Annotated in this window: 15 protein-coding genes and 1 pseudogene; 9 read left to right on the forward strand and 7 right to left on the reverse strand. The window is 72.1% G+C overall.

The genetic code is table 11. From position 1 onward, the window contains the following. Positions 1 to 212: 212 nt before the first annotated feature. Complete coding sequence (locus ACIBU0_RS29245) at positions 213 to 995, forward strand: SGNH/GDSL hydrolase family protein (RefSeq protein WP_398824327.1); 783 nt, start codon at positions 213 to 215, stop codon at positions 993 to 995. Between the two features lie 70 nt (positions 996 to 1,065). On the opposite strand, the gene ACIBU0_RS29250 is transcribed toward ACIBU0_RS29245, so the two are convergent. Continuing rightward, a complete protein-coding gene (locus tag ACIBU0_RS29250) occupies positions 1,066 to 1,755 on the reverse strand; it encodes a hypothetical protein (RefSeq protein ID WP_398824329.1) in 690 nt (229 codons plus the stop codon). A 469-nt stretch (positions 1,756 to 2,224) separates the two neighbouring features. Between ACIBU0_RS29250 and purB the strand changes: the two genes are divergently transcribed. Next, positions 2,225 to 3,667 (forward strand): adenylosuccinate lyase, encoded by a 1,443-nt coding sequence (gene purB, locus ACIBU0_RS29255; protein ID WP_398824331.1) that lies wholly within the window; start codon positions 2,225 to 2,227, stop codon positions 3,665 to 3,667. Beyond that, on the forward strand, positions 3,664 to 4,209 hold the full coding sequence (gene mug, locus ACIBU0_RS29260; protein WP_398824610.1) for a G/U mismatch-specific DNA glycosylase: 546 nt from the start codon (positions 3,664 to 3,666) through the stop codon (positions 4,207 to 4,209). The genes purB and mug overlap by 4 nt, the downstream gene beginning before the upstream one ends. A 4-nt stretch (positions 4,210 to 4,213) precedes the next feature. Here mug and ACIBU0_RS29265 read toward each other — a convergent pair whose 3' ends face one another. The 3 genes from ACIBU0_RS29265 to ACIBU0_RS29275 are packed head-to-tail and all read right to left on the reverse strand — an operon-like array spanning position 4,214 to position 6,335. Continuing rightward, on the reverse strand, positions 4,214 to 4,627 hold the full coding sequence (locus ACIBU0_RS29265) for a hypothetical protein (protein ID WP_398824333.1): 414 nt from the start codon (positions 4,625 to 4,627) through the stop codon (positions 4,214 to 4,216). 58 nt (positions 4,628 to 4,685) lie between these two features. After that, entirely contained in the window at positions 4,686 to 5,411 is a 726-nt protein-coding gene (locus ACIBU0_RS29270; RefSeq protein WP_398824335.1) for an ABC transporter permease, read from the reverse strand. A gap of 3 nt (positions 5,412 to 5,414) precedes the next feature. Then, positions 5,415 to 6,335 (reverse strand): ABC transporter ATP-binding protein, encoded by a 921-nt coding sequence (locus ACIBU0_RS29275; RefSeq protein WP_398824337.1) that lies wholly within the window; start codon positions 6,333 to 6,335, stop codon positions 5,415 to 5,417. A 109-nt stretch (positions 6,336 to 6,444) separates the two neighbouring features. On the opposite strand from ACIBU0_RS29275, the gene ACIBU0_RS29280 reads away from it, so the two are divergent. The 3 genes from ACIBU0_RS29280 (at position 6,445) to ACIBU0_RS29290 (ending at position 9,570) form a co-directional block, all read left to right on the forward strand. Continuing rightward, the gene (locus tag ACIBU0_RS29280; RefSeq protein ID WP_398824339.1) at positions 6,445 to 7,611 is read left to right on the forward strand and encodes a sensor histidine kinase; all 1,167 of its coding nucleotides are present in this window, start codon (positions 6,445 to 6,447) and stop codon (positions 7,609 to 7,611) included. Positions 7,612 to 7,625: 14 nt separating this feature from the next. Further along, on the forward strand, positions 7,626 to 8,291 hold the full coding sequence (locus ACIBU0_RS29285; RefSeq protein ID WP_398824341.1) for a response regulator: 666 nt from the start codon (positions 7,626 to 7,628) through the stop codon (positions 8,289 to 8,291). Positions 8,292 to 8,412: 121 nt separating this feature from the next. Next, positions 8,413 to 9,570, forward strand: a complete 1,158-nt coding sequence (locus tag ACIBU0_RS29290) for an ROK family protein (RefSeq protein ID WP_398824343.1) — start codon at positions 8,413 to 8,415, stop codon at positions 9,568 to 9,570. Positions 9,571 to 9,768: 198 nt separating this feature from the next. Here ACIBU0_RS29290 and ACIBU0_RS29295 read toward each other — a convergent pair whose 3' ends face one another. Together ACIBU0_RS29295 and ACIBU0_RS29300 are read right to left on the reverse strand one after the other, a co-directional pair. Next, complete coding sequence (locus ACIBU0_RS29295; protein ID WP_398824345.1) at positions 9,769 to 10,530, reverse strand: GntR family transcriptional regulator; 762 nt, start codon at positions 10,528 to 10,530, stop codon at positions 9,769 to 9,771. 170 nt (positions 10,531 to 10,700) lie between these two features. After that, positions 10,701 to 11,585: an RNA polymerase sigma-70 factor gene (locus ACIBU0_RS29300; protein WP_398824347.1), complete on the reverse strand. Its 885-nt coding sequence runs from the start codon at positions 11,583 to 11,585 to the stop codon at positions 10,701 to 10,703. Positions 11,586 to 11,792: 207 nt separating this feature from the next. On the opposite strand from ACIBU0_RS29300, the gene ACIBU0_RS29305 reads away from it, so the two are divergent. Continuing rightward, positions 11,793 to 12,623, forward strand: coding sequence for an alpha/beta fold hydrolase (locus ACIBU0_RS29305; RefSeq protein ID WP_398824349.1), 831 nt, complete (start codon positions 11,793 to 11,795; stop codon positions 12,621 to 12,623). Between the two features lie 45 nt (positions 12,624 to 12,668). On the opposite strand, the pseudogene ACIBU0_RS29310 reads toward ACIBU0_RS29305, so the two are convergent. Continuing rightward, positions 12,669 to 13,505: pseudogene (locus tag ACIBU0_RS29310) on the reverse strand (EamA family transporter); the annotation flags it as partial. Positions 13,506 to 13,552: 47 nt separating this feature from the next. Between ACIBU0_RS29310 and ACIBU0_RS29315 the strand changes: the two are divergent. Together ACIBU0_RS29315 and ACIBU0_RS29320 are read left to right on the forward strand one after the other, a co-directional pair. Then, complete coding sequence (locus ACIBU0_RS29315; protein ID WP_398824351.1) at positions 13,553 to 15,022, forward strand: PLP-dependent aminotransferase family protein; 1,470 nt, start codon at positions 13,553 to 13,555, stop codon at positions 15,020 to 15,022. A 159-nt stretch (positions 15,023 to 15,181) separates the two neighbouring features. After that, entirely contained in the window at positions 15,182 to 16,756 is a 1,575-nt protein-coding gene (locus ACIBU0_RS29320; protein ID WP_398824353.1) for an alkaline phosphatase D family protein, read from the forward strand. The last annotated feature ends 57 nt before the right edge of the window (positions 16,757 to 16,813 follow it).

The following is a 16,813-nucleotide window of genomic DNA, read 5'->3' on the forward strand; positions in this document are numbered from 1 at the left end:
GGCCGGCCGCATTGACCCCCCGGCCGTCAGCACATCGCCGACTCGGCGCGAGCCGCGGACCGCAGAGGTGGCCGGGCGCACCGGGCGCCGCCTGCGTGCCGGGGCTGGACGGCGGCCGGAGGCCACCAGCAGCCGGTCTGACCTCCGGGGATGAGCGATACCCGGGCCGACCGACCGATGGGTATGGAGCCCGGGATACCATCGCTGTCGCCATGCAGACGAACCCCACTCACACCAGCCTGGTCGCCGTCGGCGACTCCTTCACCGAGGGCATGTCGGACCTGCTCCCGGACGGCTCCTACCGGGGCTGGGCCGACCTTCTCGCCGGCCGGATGGCCGCCCGCACGCCCGGCTTCCGGTACGCCAACCTCGCGGTGCGCGGGAAGCTGATCGGGCAGATCGTCGAGGAACAGGTCGACGTCGCGGCCGCGATGGGCGCCGACGTGATCACCCTCGTCGGCGGCCTCAACGACACGCTGCGACCGAAGTGCGACATGGGGCGGGTGCGCGGACTCCTGGAGGAGGCCGTCGAGAAGCTCGCCCCCGCCTGCGAGCAACTGGTGCTGATGCGCAGCCCGGGACGGCAGGGGCCGGTCCTGGAACGGTTCCGGCCGCGGATGGAGGAGCTGTTCGCCTGTGTCGACGAGCTGGCCGAGCGGCACGGCGCGGTCGTCGTCGACCTGTACGGGGCCCCGTCCCTCGCGGACCCGCGCCTGTGGGACGTGGACCGGCTGCACCTGACGGCCGAGGGGCATCGCCGGGTCGCGGAAGCCGTGTGGCAGGCGCTCGGCTACGACCCCGAGGACACCGGGTGGCGCACCCCGATGCCGGCCACGGTGCCGCCGGGGTGGGGCGCGCGGCGGGTCGCGGACGTGCGGTTCGCCCGGCGGCATCTGCTGCCCTGGATCGGGCGGCGGCTCACGGGCCGGTCGTCGGGCGACGGCCTGCCGCCGAAGCGCCCGGAACTGCTGCCGTACGAGGGCCCTACGACGTAGAGCCACCGAGCGTGACAGCGCCCGGTGCCGGATGGGGCACCGGGCGCTGTCACGCTGTCACCGGTGAGCGCTACTGACGGGCCGCGGCCCGGCTACGCCGGTACAGGAAGGTGCCGGCGACCAGCAGCGCCGCGCTGCCGGCGATGCCTCCGACGACGGCCGCGGGGTCGGCGCCGGTCTCGGGCATGTGCGGGTGGTGCGGCTTCGTGGGCGGGGGCGTGTGCTTGTGCGGAGGCCGGTGCTCGTGGGGAGGCCGGTGCTTGTGCGGAGGCCGCGGCTTGTGCGGCTTGTGGGGACGCTCGTGGCCGTAGCCGTTGTCGTAGTCCTTGCCGTAGCCGTAGCCGTCCTGCTCCTCGGAACCGTAGCCGTAGCCGTCCGATTCTTCGGAACCGTAGCCGTAGTCATCCGATTCCTCGGAACCGTAGCCGTAGTCGCTCGGCTTGTCAGAACCGTAGCCGTCGTCCTTCGGCTTGTCGGAACCGTAGCCGTCGTCCTTGGGCTTCTCGGAACCGTAGCCGTCGTCCTTCGGCTTCTCGGAACCGTAGCCGTTCTCCTTGGGCTTGTCGCTGCCGTAGCCGTAGCCGTCGTCCTTCGGCTTCTCGGTGCCGTAACCGTGGTGGCTCGGCTTCTCGGAACCGTAGCCGGAGCTGCCGAATGTGGAGGTGACGTTTTCGGAGGCGGACTGCCCGGGGTTCATTCCGTCGAGCCGGTCATTCAGCTCTTGGAATCGGTCGCGCATCTCGCCGAATTTGTCATCCATCCTGCCGAATGTGTCATCCAGCTGCTCGTCCAGCCCGTCCGGCTCCCAAAGGTCCGTACGGCCCGACATTACAGCGGCGGAGTTCACCACGGTCCCCTGCATACGTGGGGCAGCGGACGCCCAAGTGCCGCATAGAGACAGGGCGCTTGTCGTGGCGGCGGCCACAATCAATCCCTTGGTCAGGGCCTGTCGCATTCTCGTCGTCTTTCTCTCAGGCGGAATGGGGAAGCCGGCGTCGGTCATTGACGCGGTCTTTTCGGTTGCCGGGATTCGCAGGTCATCGCAGGAGTCGTGATGTCGCACGTTCACACTCACACGACCTGGTGACTATGAACGAGAAATGGAGGCTCCAGGGACCCAGGACGCGTCAATGGCCAGGGAATTCACTCGATCGCCCGCATTCGGCCGACCACCTCACTCCGACGGCCGGGCACTGGGCCCCTCCGGCCGCCGGGTAAACTCCGTACACGTGACTTCTGCGCCCGCCAAGCCCCGCATCCCGAACGTCCTCGCCGGACGCTACGCCTCCACCGAGCTCGCCACGCTCTGGTCCCCCGAGCAGAAGGTGAAGCTGGAGCGGCAGCTCTGGCTCGCCGTGCTGCGGGCCCAGAAGGACCTCGGCATCGAGGTGCCGGACGAGGCGATCGCCGACTACGAGCGCGTCCTCGACACCGTCGACCTGGCCTCGATCGCCGAGCGCGAGAAGGTCACGCGGCACGACGTGAAGGCGCGGATCGAGGAGTTCAACGACCTCGCCGGGCACGAGCACGTACACAAGGGCATGACGTCCCGCGACCTGACGGAGAACGTCGAGCAGCTGCAGATCCGGCTGTCGCTGGAACTGATGCGTGACCGCACGGTGGCCGTCCTCGCCCGCCTGGGCAAGCTGGCCGGTGAGTACGGCGAGCTGGTCATGGCCGGTCGCTCGCACAACGTCGCCGCCCAGGCCACGACGCTCGGCAAGCGCTTCGCGACCGCCGCCGACGAGCTGCTCGTCGCGTACGGCCGCGTCGAGGAGCTGCTGGGCCGCTACCCGCTGCGCGGCATCAAGGGCCCGGTGGGCACGGCGCAGGACATGCTGGACCTGCTCGGCGGGGACGCGGCGAAGCTGTCGGAGCTGGAAGGCCGTATCGCCCAGCACCTGGGCTTCTCGCAGGCGTTCACCTCGGTAGGCCAGGTCTACCCGCGCTCGCTGGACTACGAGGTGGTGACCGCGCTGGTGCAGCTGGCGGCGGCGCCGTCGTCGCTGGCGAAGACGATCCGGCTGATGGCCGGGCACGAGCTGGTGACCGAGGGCTTCAAGCCGGGTCAGGTCGGCTCCTCCGCGATGCCGCACAAGATGAACACGCGGTCGTGCGAGCGCGTGAACGGCCTGATGGTGATCCTGCGCGGCTACGCCTCGATGACGGGTGAGCTCGCGGGCGACCAGTGGAACGAGGGCGACGTGTCCTGCTCGGTGGTGCGCCGGGTCGCGCTGCCGGACGCGTTCTTCGCGCTGGACGGGCTGCTGGAGACGTTCCTGACGGTGCTCGACGAGTTCGGCGCCTTCCCGGCCGTCGTGGCGCGCGAGCTGGACCGTTACCTGCCGTTCCTCGCCACCACCAAGGTGCTGATGGGCGCGGTGCGCGCGGGTGTGGGACGCGAGGTCGCGCACGAGGCGATCAAGGAGAACGCCGTCGCCTCCGCACTGGCGATGCGTGAGCAGGGCGCCGAGCGCAACGAGCTGCTCGACAAGCTGGCCGCCGACGAGCGCATCCCGCTCGACCGGGACGGGTTGGACGCCCTGATGGCCGACAAGCTGTCCTTCACGGGCGCCGCGGCCGACCAGGTGAGCGTCGTCGTGGGCCGGATCGAGGAGATCGTGAAGCAGCGTCCGGAGGCGGCCGGGTACACGCCTGGGGCGATCCTCTGACACGCTTCACCGCCGAGGAGTTGGAGGCCGCTCGCGACCGTCTGGTGCCGGACGTGGTCGCGGACGGTCTCCACGTCCTGTTCTGCGGCATCAACCCGGGTCTGATGACGGCGGCGACGGGTCACCACTTCGCGCGCCCCGGAAACCGCTTCTGGCCGGTGCTGCATCTGTCCGGGTTCACGCCGAGGCTCATGAAACCCTCCGAGCAGGAGCAGTTGCTGTCATACGGGCTCGGCATCACGAACGTCGTGGCGCGGGCGACCGCGCGGGCCGACGAACTGAGCGCCGAGGAGTACCGCGAGGGCGGCCGGCTGCTGGCGACGAAGGTGGCGCGGCTGCGGCCACGCTGGCTGGCCGTCGTGGGGGTTACCGCCTACCGGGCGGCGTTCGACGACCGCAGGGCCCAGGTGGGTCCGCAGGAGCGGCTGATCGGGGACACGCGCGTGTGGGTGCTGCCGAATCCGAGTGGGCTGAACGCGCATTGGACGGCACAGACGATGGCGGAGGAGTTCGCGCGGTTGCGGGTGACGGCGCAGGGGTGACAGGTCACTCCGGGTCGATGTCCGTGACGACGACGAACAGCCGGGGCTGCTTCTCGTCGTCCCTGTCGGCCACCGCCAAGGTGGCCCCGCGCCCTGAGTCGCCCACCTGCCACGTACGCAGGTCGTCCGCCAGTGCGGTGAGCATCGCCCAGGGCTCGGGTATGTCCTCACCGCGTGCGATGCGCTCGCCCAGTGTCACAGTCCCCCAGCGCGCAGGCTCTCCCCACCACGTGGTCAGCCGTGCGGCGATGGCCGCCTCGTAGGCGTAGCAGTCGTCCGCCTCCGGCCAGTCACGCGGCCCTAACCAGGCCACGTGATAGCCAGGACCACTCAGGCCGACGTCCGTCCCGCCGCGCTCCGCGGGAAAGTCCCGCGTGCACAGCCGGTCGATCAGGGCGAGATCCTCCGCGATGTCCATGTGATCCAGTAAACCGGCTCCCACTGACAATTGGCGGGGCGTCAATCGGCCGGCGGGATCAGGCGTCCCGGCGCCGCACGCTCCACGCCCCCACCAGCAGCGCAGCCGCCGTCCACAGAGCGGTCACCGCCAGCCCGGACCACGGCCCAAGAGTGCCGTCATACGTCTGGTGCATGACGATCTGGCCCGCCTTGTCGGGCAGGAAGTCCGCGACGGTGCCCGCGGCGTCGCCGATCACGAACGACACCACGAGGATGAACGGGATCAGGACGGAGAGCGTGGCCACACCACTGCGCAGCACGGCGGTGAGACCCGCCGCGAACAAGGCGATGAGCATGAGGTAGACACCGCAGCCCAGGACCGCACGCACCTGCTCGGCCACCGTGAGCCCGTGCGCCGCGGATCGGAGTCCCGCGCGTGCCGCGAAGAGCGCCGCGACGGCGGTGATCAGTCCGGCGAGCAGGGCCGGGACGGCGATGGCCGTCACCTTGGCGGCGAACCACCGCCCGCGCTGCGGAACCGCGGCGAGCGTCAGCCGGAGCGCACCCCCGTGGTACTCCGACGCCACGGCCGTCGCCCCGAACGAGATGGCCGCGATCTGCCCCGGCAGGACACCCGACAGCGCCGTGAAGAGCGGGTCGGACTCCGGGTCGGAACTGCCGTCCGCGCCGGCCAGCGCCGAGAACGCCGTAGTCACGGCGAACAGCGCCAGCAGCGCTCCCGGCAGCGAGCGGAGCGTGCGGATCTTGAGCCATTCCGAGTGGAGCACGGGCGCGAATGCCATGGTTCAGGTCTCCTGGGACGATGCGGTGAACTCGGCCTCGGTCGCGGTCAGGTCGAGGTAGGCCTGCTCCAACGTGCCTTCTTCGGCGGCGAGTTCGAGGACGGGGACACCCGCCTGCGAGGCGAGGCGGCCGATGTCGTCCACGCGCGCGTGGTGCACGGTCCAGTGGCCGTCCTCGTGCAGGACGACGTCGTGTCCGTGCCGTGCGAGGGCCTCCTTGAGCGCGGTGTGGTCCGAGGTGCGGATGCGGACGCGGGGTTCCACGCGCGCGTGGATGAACTCCCGCATCGGGGTGTCGGTCAGCAGCCGCCCCCGCCCCAGGACCACGAGGTGGTCGGCGAAGGACGCGGTCTCGTTCATGAGGTGACTGGAGACCAGGACCGTGCGCCCCTCCCCCGCGAGGCGGCGCAGCAACTGGCGGATCCAGATGATCCCTTCGGGATCGAGGCCGTTGGAGGGCTCGTCGAGCAGGACGACCTCGGGGTCGCCCAGGAGAGCGGCGGCTATGCCGAGTCGCTGGCGCATGCCCAGGGAATACGTCTTCACCCTGCGCCGGGCCACCGACGCCAGCCCTGTCTCCTCCAGCACCTCGTCGGCCCGCCCGCTCGGGATGCGGTTGCTCGCCGCCAGGCAGCGCAGGTGGTCGCGGCCGGTACGGGAGCCGTGCGCGGCCCCGGCATCCAGCAACGCGCCCACGTGGCGCAGCGGTTCGCGCAGACTCGCGTAGGCGCGGCCGCCGACCGTGGCGGTTCCTGAGGTCGGCCGGTCGAGGCCGAGCACGAGCCGCATGGTGGTGGACTTTCCGGCGCCGTTGGGGCCGAGGAAGCCGGTGACGCGGCCGGGGAGGACGGTGAAGGTGAGGTCGTCCACGGCTCGCCGGGTTCCGTACTCCTTGGTGAGGGCTTGGACTTCGATGCTGGTCATGGCAGTCAGCCTGGCCGCCGGGGGCGAATCGGGTCCTCCCCCGGCGGTGGAGATCGTCTCCCCCGTGCGGGGGAGGTCCGTTGTCAGTGGTGGCTGGCACGATGGCGAAATGGTCCGCTTGCTGCGCCCGTTCGGACGGGTGGTGACGTACACACGACTGCTGCATCTGTTGATCGCCGTCGTGGGGCCGTCCATGCTGATCTTCGTCCGGGAGGCGTGGTGGATCTGGGCGGTGGCGGGCGCGGTGCTCGTCGCCGTCGGGCTGGTGCCCGCGATGCGGACCGTGGAGGGGCTCCAGGCGAGGCTGCTGCTGACCGGTCACCGCCACGACCAGGGGAACAACGACATCGTCGTGGCGCCGTCCGCTTCCTGGGGCGACCGGGGGCGGCTCGTCGTGTGGCTGGAGGCGCGCCTGGTGCTCGGCTACGCGACCTCGACAGTCGTCGCGCAACTGCTCTTCGCCTTGGTGGGCCTCGTCGGGCGTGACGACCGTGGCGTCGGGGAGGGCGGTTTCCTCCTTCCCGACGGACACTCCTGGTGGCACGTCCTGCTGGTGCCGTTGTTCTTGGCCGGCCTGGCCGCGACCGTGGTGGCTTCGGGCCACCTCATCACCGAACTCGCCCTGCGTCTCCTCGGCCCCTCCCCTGCGGAGCGCCTGGCCGCCATGGAGGAGCGCACCGAGCAGTTGCTGGAACGCACGCGCATCGCCCGCGAGCTCCACGACTCCATCGGCCATGCCCTGACCGTGGCCGTCGTACAGGCGGGTGCGGCCCGTGCGGCCGGTGATCCCGCCTTCACCGACCGGGCCCTGACGGCCATCGAGGAGACCGGCCGGGCCGCCCTGGAGGACCTGGAGCGGGTCCTCGGCGTCCTGCGCGAGTCCGAGCGGCCGGTCAGCAGCCGGCCGACGCTCACGGACGCCGACCGGCTGCTGGAGTCGGCTCGGGCGTCCGGCGCGAAGGTCGACCTGGAGACGACGGGGCCGCTGGACAGCGTGCCGGGGCCGGTCTCCCGGGAGGGCTACCGGATCCTTCAGGAGTCGCTGACCAACGTGCTGCGGCACGCCGGCTCGGTCCCGGCCCGGGTCCGCATCGCCGTCGCGGACGGCACGCTCACGCTGGAGATCCGCAATCCGCTCCCCGCCGGGATACCCGAGCCCGGCAGAGGCAGCGGGCTGCGCGGTATGCGCGAGCGCGCCGCTCTGCTGGGCGGACGGGCGCGGACCGGTCCCGACCGAGGCGACTGGCAGGTGCACGTCAACCTGCCGGTGAGTTGATCTAGGCTGGTCGGATGCCGGTCACCGTTCTTCTCGTCGACGACGAACCCCTCGTACGCGCGGGTCTGCGGGCCGTGCTGGAGGCGCAGCCCGACATCGAGGTCGTGGGGGAGGCGGCGGACGGGGCCGCCGTGATTCCGCTGGTGCGGCAACTGCGCCCGGACGTGGTCGCCATGGACGTGCGGATGCCGCTGCTGGACGGCATCGAGGCCACGCGCGCGGTGCTGCGCACGGTCGAGCAGCCGCCGAAGATCGTCGTCGTCACCACCTTCGAGAACGACGAGTACGTGTACGAGGCGCTGCGGGCCGGCGCCGACGGCTTCCTGCTGAAGCGGGCGCGGCCGGCCGAGATCGTGCACGCGGTACGGCTGGTCGCCGAGGGCGAGTCACTGCTGTTCCCGGCGTCGGTGCGGCAGCTCGCCGCGCGGTACGGCGACGGCGACGGCGGGAACGGGGCGGCGCGCGCGGTCCTGGAGCGGGCCCGGCTCACCGAGCGGGAGGCCGAGGTGCTGCGGCTGATGGCGCGCGGCCTGTCGAACGCGGAGATCGCCGGCCGGCTCGTGGTCGGGACGGAGACGGTGAAGTCGCATGTGAGTGCCGTCCTGGCGAAACTCGGGGCGCGGGACCGTACGCAGGCGGTGATCACGGCGTACGAGTCGGGGTTCGTGGCACCGGGGTGAACCGCCCGCCGCACGCCGGTGCATGCCGGTCACCCGCACTCGGTGCGGGCCCACCACTCGCCCGGGTCCGCCGCGCCGAGTACCATCCGCCCAACATGCGCACGAGCTGGGAGGACGGACGTTGCCGCGGCTGACCGGCGGGGATCCCTCGCTGCTGCGAAGGATCAACTCCGCGGTGGTGCTGCACGCGCTGCGTGCCACGGACGCCGCGACGCTGACGGAGATCACCCGGGTGACCGGACTGTCCCGGCCCACCGTCGAGGGCGTGGTCGAGGGGCTCATCGAGGCGGGTTACGTCGTCGAGAAGGCGGCCGACGAGAGCGTCGTCCGCCGGCAGGGGCGTCCCGCGAGGCGCTTCCGTTTCCGGGCCGAGGCAGGTCATCTGCTGGGCGTGGACATCGGGGCGCACCGGGTCGCCGTGCTCCTCGCCGACCTGGACGGACGAGTGCTCGGTTCCATCGTCAAGGACGTCGACGAGACGGATCCGGCCGACGAACGGCTCGAACGGGTGCGTACGGCGGTCGCCGAGCTGCTGCGCCGGGCCGGCGTCGCGCGCAGCTCACTGCGGGCCGTGGGCGTCGCGACGCCGGGCATCGTCGAGGCGGACGGGACCGTGCGGCTGGGCGCCGCGCTGCCCGAGTGGACGGGGCTGCGGCTGGGCGAGCGGCTGAGCCGGTCCTTCAAGTGCCCGGTCCTCGTCGAGAACGACGCCAACGCGGCGGCGGTCGCCGAGCACTGGAAGGGCTCGGCCACCGAATCCGACGACGTCGTGTTCGTGCTGGCCGGGCTGAGTCCGGGCGCCGGTTCGCTGATCGGCGGGCAGCTGCACCGGGGGTTCGGCGGTGCGGCCGGCGAGATCGGCGCGCTGCATCTGCTGGGCCGCGAGGCGACGCCGGAGACCCTGTTGTCCACCACGGACGAGCCGCTGCGGCCCCTCGACGAGCACGCCGTGGCCAAGGTCTTCGCGCAGGCCCGCGAGGGCGACGACCGGGCCCGGGCGGCCGTCGACCGCTTCATCCAGCGCCTCGTCCACGATGTGGCCGCCCTCGTCCTCGCGCTCGACCCCGAGCTGGTCGTCATCGGCGGCTGGGCGTCGGGCCTGGACGGCGTCCTGGAGCCGCTGCGACGGGAACTGGCCCGCTACTGCCTGCGCCCGCCGAAGGTCGCCCTGTCCCTGCTCGGCGAGGCGGCGGTGGCGACGGGCGCACTGCGGCTCGCCCTCGATCACGTGGAGGAGCAGCTGTTCGCGGTGGAGGGGACGGTGACGGGGCGGCGCTGACGCTCGGCGGTCGGGCGCCCGTGGTCGACGGCCAGTCAGCCGCAGGCGGCAGCCGGTCCCCGAGGACCGGGCCGTCCTCGGTACCGATGCCCTCGCCCGTGCGGGTTCACCGGCGGTGGAGCGCGGGCCGTACCGAGCAACGCGTCGCACCCCGGGCCGAGGGCTCCGGGGCGCGAGGACATGCGTCGGTACGGCGGATCAGGACGCCCGGCGCTCCGGGTCCTGGTGGATCTCCACGCCGCCTGAGTCGCCGAAGGTCAGCCGGCAGGTGTCGGCGCGGTACGTGGCGACGGAGAGGGCGGCGGTGCGGCCCTCGGCGAGGTAGCGGGTGGTCACGACCAGGACGGGCGCCCCCGGGAGCCGGTCCAGCTCCTTGGCGTCGTCCGCGCGGGCCGAGCCCAGCTCGACGGCGTTCTCCTGGCCCTCGAGTTCCAGACGCTGCAGCTCCCGCAGCACGGCACGCGCGCGTGCCGCTCCGGACGGGGCGTCGATGGCGGACAGGTCGGGCACCGACGACTGCGGGATGTAGAGCAGCTCGGCGGCGACGGGCTGACCGTGCGTCACGCGGGAGCGGCGCACGATGTGCACGGGCTCGTCCCGGCCGCTGTCCAGGGCGTCGGCGACGGACGCCGGCGGAACCGCCTGCGTGCAGTCCGTCGGCTGCCAGACGTCGTCGGCCGCACCCGGCCAGGCGTGCTGCTCCGCGCCTACGGCCACACCCACACGCGGCGGCGCGACGGTCGTACCGACACCACGGCGGCGCTGCAGCCTGCCCTCCAGTTCGAGCTGCTCAAGCGCCTGGCGGAGCGTGGCCCGGGCCACGCCGAAGCGGGCCGCCAGGTCGCGCTCGTTGGGCAGGATCTCGCCCACGGTGAATTCGGAGTCCAATGCCTCACTGAGCACGGTCCTGAGATGCCAGTACTTCGGTTCCGGCACCGTTTCCAGCTGCGTGGTCCCCACCCTGTCCTCCGCAATCGCCGTGGCCCAGCGGCGTTTTAGCGCCCTTGTTTATTAAAGGTTGTTGCACTTCTCTGCGACCATAGGACGGCCCTCACCCTTGGTCAATACCAATCGCCGGGAACGTTCACGGGACAGGCGCGCACGGGTCACGACCGTCACGCGCGCGGGATCTAGGCCGTTGCGAGCGACCTCAGTTTGTCGGGGTTGCGGATGATGTAGACCGACTGGATGCGGCCGTCCAGGACGTCCAGCTGGAAGACGGAGTCGGGCTTGTCGCCGGCCAGTACCAGCAGCGCCGGGCCCCCGTTGATCTCCAGGAACCGGAAGGACGCATCGGCGACACCCTTGCGCGCCGCACCGATGAGGAAGCGGCCCACCTTGTCGGCCGTCTCCAGCACCCGCACGGGCGCCTTCGCCTTGCCGCCGCTGTCGCCGACGAGGCGGACGTCCGGGGCAAGCAGCGACATGAGCCCTTCGAGGTCACCCTCCGCGGCCGCGGCCAGGAACCGCTCGGTGAGGTCGCGGCGCTGGGTGGGGTCGACCTCGTAGCGGGGCCGCCGCTCGTCGACGTGCTTGCGGGCCCGTCCGGCGAGCTGGCGCACCGCCGCCTCGCCGCGGTCGAGCATCGCGCCGATCTCCGCGTACGGGTAGCCGAAGGCCTCCCTGAGGACGAACACCGCGCGCTCCAGGGGCGACAGCGACTCCAGGACGACGAGGACGGCGAGGGAGACCGAGTCGGCGAGCACGGCCCGCTCGGCGGTGTCCGGGACGCTGTCCCCGAAGTCGGTGACGTACGGCTCGGGCAGCCAGGGGCCGACGTAGGTCTCGCCCCGCGCCTTGACCTGGCGGAGCCGGTCGATGGCGAGGCGGGTGGTGATGCGCACCAGGTAGGCGCGCGGTTCGCGCACCTCGGACCGGTCGGCGGCGGACCAGCGCAGCCAGGCCTCCTGCACCACGTCCTCCGCGTCGGCGAGGCGGCCGAGCATGCGGTAGGCGACTCCCATGAGGACGGGGCGGTGCTCTTCGAAGACGTCGGTCTCGGTTTCGGTGGTCACCGCACCATCCCAGCCGACGCCTCCGATACGTGTCCAGGCGAAATCGGCGTCCTCGGTCAGGTGTCGTGTCAATCCGGGGGTGCCCGGCGTGGGTCGAGGGACACGCCGGCTCCGGGGTCGGCGGCCGTCGGGGTCTACCCGTCAGTAGCAATTGCTGACAAGCTGTCTACGGCCGTCCGTCAGCGTGTCCCACCCGAGGAGCACCCCATGTCCGCCTCCGTCTCCTTCAAGGTCCCCTCTCCCCGCGGCCCGCAGAGCGTGACCGTCCACTACGCGCGCGTGGGGCACGGCGAACCGCTGCTCCTGCTGCACGGCATCGGTCACCACCGGCAGGTCTGGGACCCGGTGGTGGACATCCTCGCGACCGAACGCGATGTGATCTCCGTGGATCTACCCGGCTTCGGGACGTCTCCGGGCCTTCCGGAGGACCTCGCCTACGACCTGGCCACGACGACAGCCGTGTTCGGTGCGTTCTGTGCGGCCATGGAGCTCGACCGGCCGCATGTCGTGGGCAACTCGCTGGGCGGCCTCATCGCCCTGGAACTGGGCCGCGAGCAGCTCGTGCGGTCCGTCACCGCCCTCTCCCCCGCCGGCTTCTGGTCCGAGGCCGAGCGGCGCTACGCCTTCGGTGTGCTGCTCGCGATGCGGCACATCTCCCGGCGGCTGCCGCTGCCGCTGGTGGAGCAGCTGTCCAGGTCGGCGGCCGGCCGCACGGCCCTGACGAGCACGATCTACGCCCGGCCGGCCCGGCGCTCACCCGAGGCCGTGGTCGCCGAGACGCTCGCGCTGGCGGGAGCCACGGGATTCGACCAGACCCTCCGGGCCGGACGGACCGTCCGGTTCGCCGACGACATTCCCGGGATCCCGGTCACCGTGGCGTGGGGCACCCGGGACCGGCTGCTCGTGCGCCGCCAAGGGGTGCGCGCCAAGCAGATCATTCCCCGGGCGCGCCTCGTCAGGCTGCCCGGCTGCGGCCACTGCCCCATGAACGACGACCCGGCCCTGGTCGCCCGCGTCATCCTCGACGGCAGCCGCTGACACCCTCGGGGCACGCGCCAACACGCCGGAGCCCAGGGCCACTCCGGCGCCGACCAGGGTGCTGCCCAGGGCCTGGACGGCGCCGTAGGAGCCGGTTCCCACGAGCGGGGCGGTGCAGGCGGCGGCGACCGGGATGAGGCCGGAGAAGAGCGTGGCGCGCTCGGCGCCGATCCGCTGCATGCCCATGTACCAGCACACGAAGCCGACGACGGTCACGACCACCGCCTGCCACAGGAGGGCCCCGGTCTCCGTGGCGTCCGGCCGTCGCAGCCACGCGGCGCCGTCCAGGAACAGCCCGGCCGCCGCGGACTCGACTGCGGCGATCCCGCTCACCGTGGCGGACAGCAGCCGCGGGCCCAGGGGCCGCAGCACGGGAACGGCGAGGACCGCGAAGCCGACCTCGCCGACCAGTGCGCACGCGGAGAAGGCGATGCCGACGGCGTCCGTACGGCCCCAGCCCTGGACCGTGGACGCACCCATCGCCACGAGCAACGCGCCGTAGAGAACGGCGCGTTGGGGCCGACGCCCGTCCAGCAAGGGCACGACGACGGCCACGACCACGGGCGCGCAGCCGACGAAGACCCCGGGAACCGCCGGTTCGGCGGTGCGCTCGGCGGCGATGACGGCCAGGTTGAAGCCGACCATGCCGACGGCCGCGAGCACCGCGAGACGGGCCCACTGACGGGCGGCGAGCCCGCGCAGCCGGGCGACGGCGCCCCGCCCGGCCAGAGGGACGAGCAGCAGACAGGCGAGGCCGTAGCGCAGGAACTGGCCGCCGGCGTACGGGTAGTCGCCGAGCAGGCTGTTGGCGGTGAAGGACCCTCCGACGAGGACGCAGGCGAGCCCGGCGAGGAGGGCACCGCGCAAGGTGGTGGCGTTCATGGCAGCGACGCTAGGAAGCGCGGCGGTCCGGATTAAGGTCCATTTTCATGACGCCATCGGAGACCAATCCCGCCGGGAGGACGCAGCTCCCCGAGCCGCACGGCGCCACCCCCGCCTGGGAGTTGCTGCTGCCGGCCGCGTCCGCGCCGGCACGCGCGCGTGGACGTTCGCTGCAGGCCGCGCTGCGTGAGGCCGTGCGGTCGGGGCGGCTGGCGCCGGGTACCCGGCTGCCGTCGAGCCGGGATCTCGCCGCCGACCTCGGCGTGTCGCGCGGGTTGATCACCGAGGCGTACGAGCAGCTGACCGCGGAGGGCTATCTGCGCAGCGGCCGGGGTGCCGGGACCTGGGTGGGCGGTGCCGTACGGGCCGCCCGGCCACGCGCGCGTGACCTCGCTCCGCGCTCCACCGACGCCCGCGCCGACTTCGTACCGGGGACGCCGGACGTGTCGCTCTTCCCGCGTGCCGCATGGGCGGCGGCGCAACGCGGGGTGCTGGCCGAGCTGCCCCACCACGAACTCGGCTATCCCGATCCGCGCGGGCTGCCCCGGCTGCGTACGGCGCTCGCGGAGCTGCTCGCTCGCCGCCGGGGCGTGGTCGCGGACCCCGAGCGCATCGTGGTCGTGTCCGGGGTGTCGCAGGCGACGACGGTGCTCGGTTTCGTCCTGCACGCGCGCGGGATGCGCGCAGTCGGTGTCGAGAACCCCGGGAGCCCCCAGCACGACGCGCTCTACGCCGCCGCCGGCGTCTCCACCGTGCCGCTGCCCATGGACGACGAGGGGCTCGCCGTCGGCCCGCTGCGGGAGTCGGGCGTACGGTCCGTGGTCACGACGCCCGCCCACCAGTTCCCCACCGGCATCGCCTACTCCGCCCGACGCCGTACCGAACTGCTCGACTGGGCGCGCTCCGTCGACGGGTTCGTCCTGGAGGACGACTACGACGGCGACTTCCGGTACGACCGTGCCCCCGTCGGTGCGCTGCAGGGGCTCGACCCTGAGCGCGTCGCCTACGCGGGGTCGGTCAGCAAGTCCCTCGCTCCGGGGCTGCGGCTCGGCTGGCTGCTCGTGCCGGAGGCACTGGCCGAGGAGGTCGTCGAGCGCAAGCGGACCATGGATCTCGGTCATCCGACCCTGGATCAGGCGCTGTTCGCCCGGTTCCTGGAGCGCGGCGACTACGACCGGCAGCTGCGCCGCTGCCAGCGTGCGTACCGGGAGCGGCGCGACGCCCTCGTTGCCGCGCTGGAGGAGCATTTCCCGGGCGCCGAGGTGACCGGAATCGCCGCTGGGCTGCATGTCATCGCCGCGCTGCCGGAACGGTACGGACCCCAGGAGCGGTTCCTCACGCGCGTGAGCGCGGCCGGGGTGGCGGTGCGCCCCCTGACGGACTACACGCACGCGCGTGCCCGGGGCAGGGAGCAGCCGGGTGTGCGGCTGGTCCTCGGTTACGCGCATCTGTCGCCCACGCGGATCCGTGCGGGCGTACGGCTGATGGCCGAGGCGGTCGCCGCACGTCGGGCCTGACGGTGAGGTGACCGGAACCGTGCGTCCGCCCGTCCCCCGCGTGATCCGCCGGTTCCCCTGCGGGTGCGTCAGTTGTTCACTTGTGGTTTCCGTGTGCGCTGCGGCGCACCAGTAGTTGTGGCACTGCACACTGGCCGGATCCCGCCTCAGGAGGCCTCCATGTCACACCGTCCGTTCCCGGGCCGCCGCAGCGTCCTGCGCGGCTCACTCGCCGCGTCGGCGGCCCTGACCCTGCCCACCGCCCTCGGCTCGGCACCGGCCTTCGCCCTGTCGGGGCGCCCCAGGGCGGGCTGGGGTGTGCAGACAGGGGACGTGACCTGCGACTCCGGGCTGGTGTGGGTGCGGTCGGACCGTCCGGCCCGGATGGTCGTCGAGACGTCGGCGACCGAATCGTTCCGGGGCGCGCGCAGATGGCACGGCCCACTGCTCGACGCGGACACGGACTTCACCGGCACGACCCGGTTGCGCGGCCTGCCGTCCGGTGAGCAGATCCACTACCGCGTGCTGCTCGCCGACCCGGACGACCCGCGCCGCACCGGCGAGCCGGTCACCGGTACGTTCCGTACGGCCTCCGCGCGGCGGCGCGACGGGGTGCGCTTCGTCTGGTCGGGCGACCTGGCCGGGCAGGGCTGGGGCATCAACCCGGACTTCGGCGGCTACCGCATCTACAACGCGATGGCCGCGCTGGACCCGGACTTCTTTCTCTGCAGCGGCGACAACATCTACGCCGACGGCCCGATCTCGGCCTCCGTGACCCTGCCCGACGGCAGCACCTGGCGGAACATCACCACCGAGGAGAAGTCCAAGGTCGCCGAGACGCTGACCGAGTTCCGAGGCAACTTCCGCTACAACCTGCTCGACGACAACCTCAAGCGGTTCAACGCCCAGGTCCCCTCCATCATCCAGTGGGACGACCACGAGGTGACCAACAACTGGTTCCCCGGCGAGATCCTCGGCGACTCCCGCTACACGGAGAAGAACGTCGACGTCCTGGCCGCGCGCGCCCGGCAGGCGTTCTCGGAGTACTTCCCGGTATCGACCCTGCGCCGCCCCGACGGCCGGGTGTACCGGGTGGTCAACCACGGGCCGCTTCTCGACGTGTTCGTGCTGGACATGCGCACCTACCGCAACGCCAACTCGACGGACAACCAGCCCACCGACGCGCAGGGCATCCTCGGCGCCGAGCAGCTGAACTGGCTCAAGCGCGAACTGGCCCGCTCCCGGGCGGTGTGGAAGGTGATCGCCTCGGACATGCCGCTCGGCCTGGTGGTGCCGGACGGCACGGACGGCAAGCCGAACTTCGAGGCCGTCGCGCAGGGCGACCCGGGTGCGCCGCTGGGGCGGGAGCTGCAGATCGCCGAGCTGCTGCGGTTCATCAAGCACCGCGGGATCACCGGCACGGTGTGGCTGACCGCCGACGTGCACTACACCTCCGCCCAGCACTACCAGCCGTCACGGGCGGCTTTCACCGACTTCGAGCCGTTCTGGGAGTTCGTCTCCGGCCCGCTCAACGCGGGCGCGTTCCCGGCGAACACGCTGGACAACACCTTCGGCCCGGAGCGGGTGTTCATCAAGGCGCCGACGACCGCGAACGTCTCGCCGGCCGGCGGCTACCAGTTCTTCGGCGAGGTCGACATCGACGGCGACAGCGGTGAGCTGACGGTGCGCCTGCGCGAGTCGGACGGCACCGTGCTGTTCACGCAGGTCCTGCAGCCGGGCCGGGTCGGCCAGTGACTCGCGTAACCTGAGACCGTGCCGCGCACCCGTGTCATCCCCGGGTGCGCGGCACGG

The organism is Streptomyces sp. NPDC049627 (genome assembly GCF_044465645.1).
Lineage (GTDB): Bacteria > Actinomycetota > Actinomycetes > Streptomycetales > Streptomycetaceae > Streptomyces.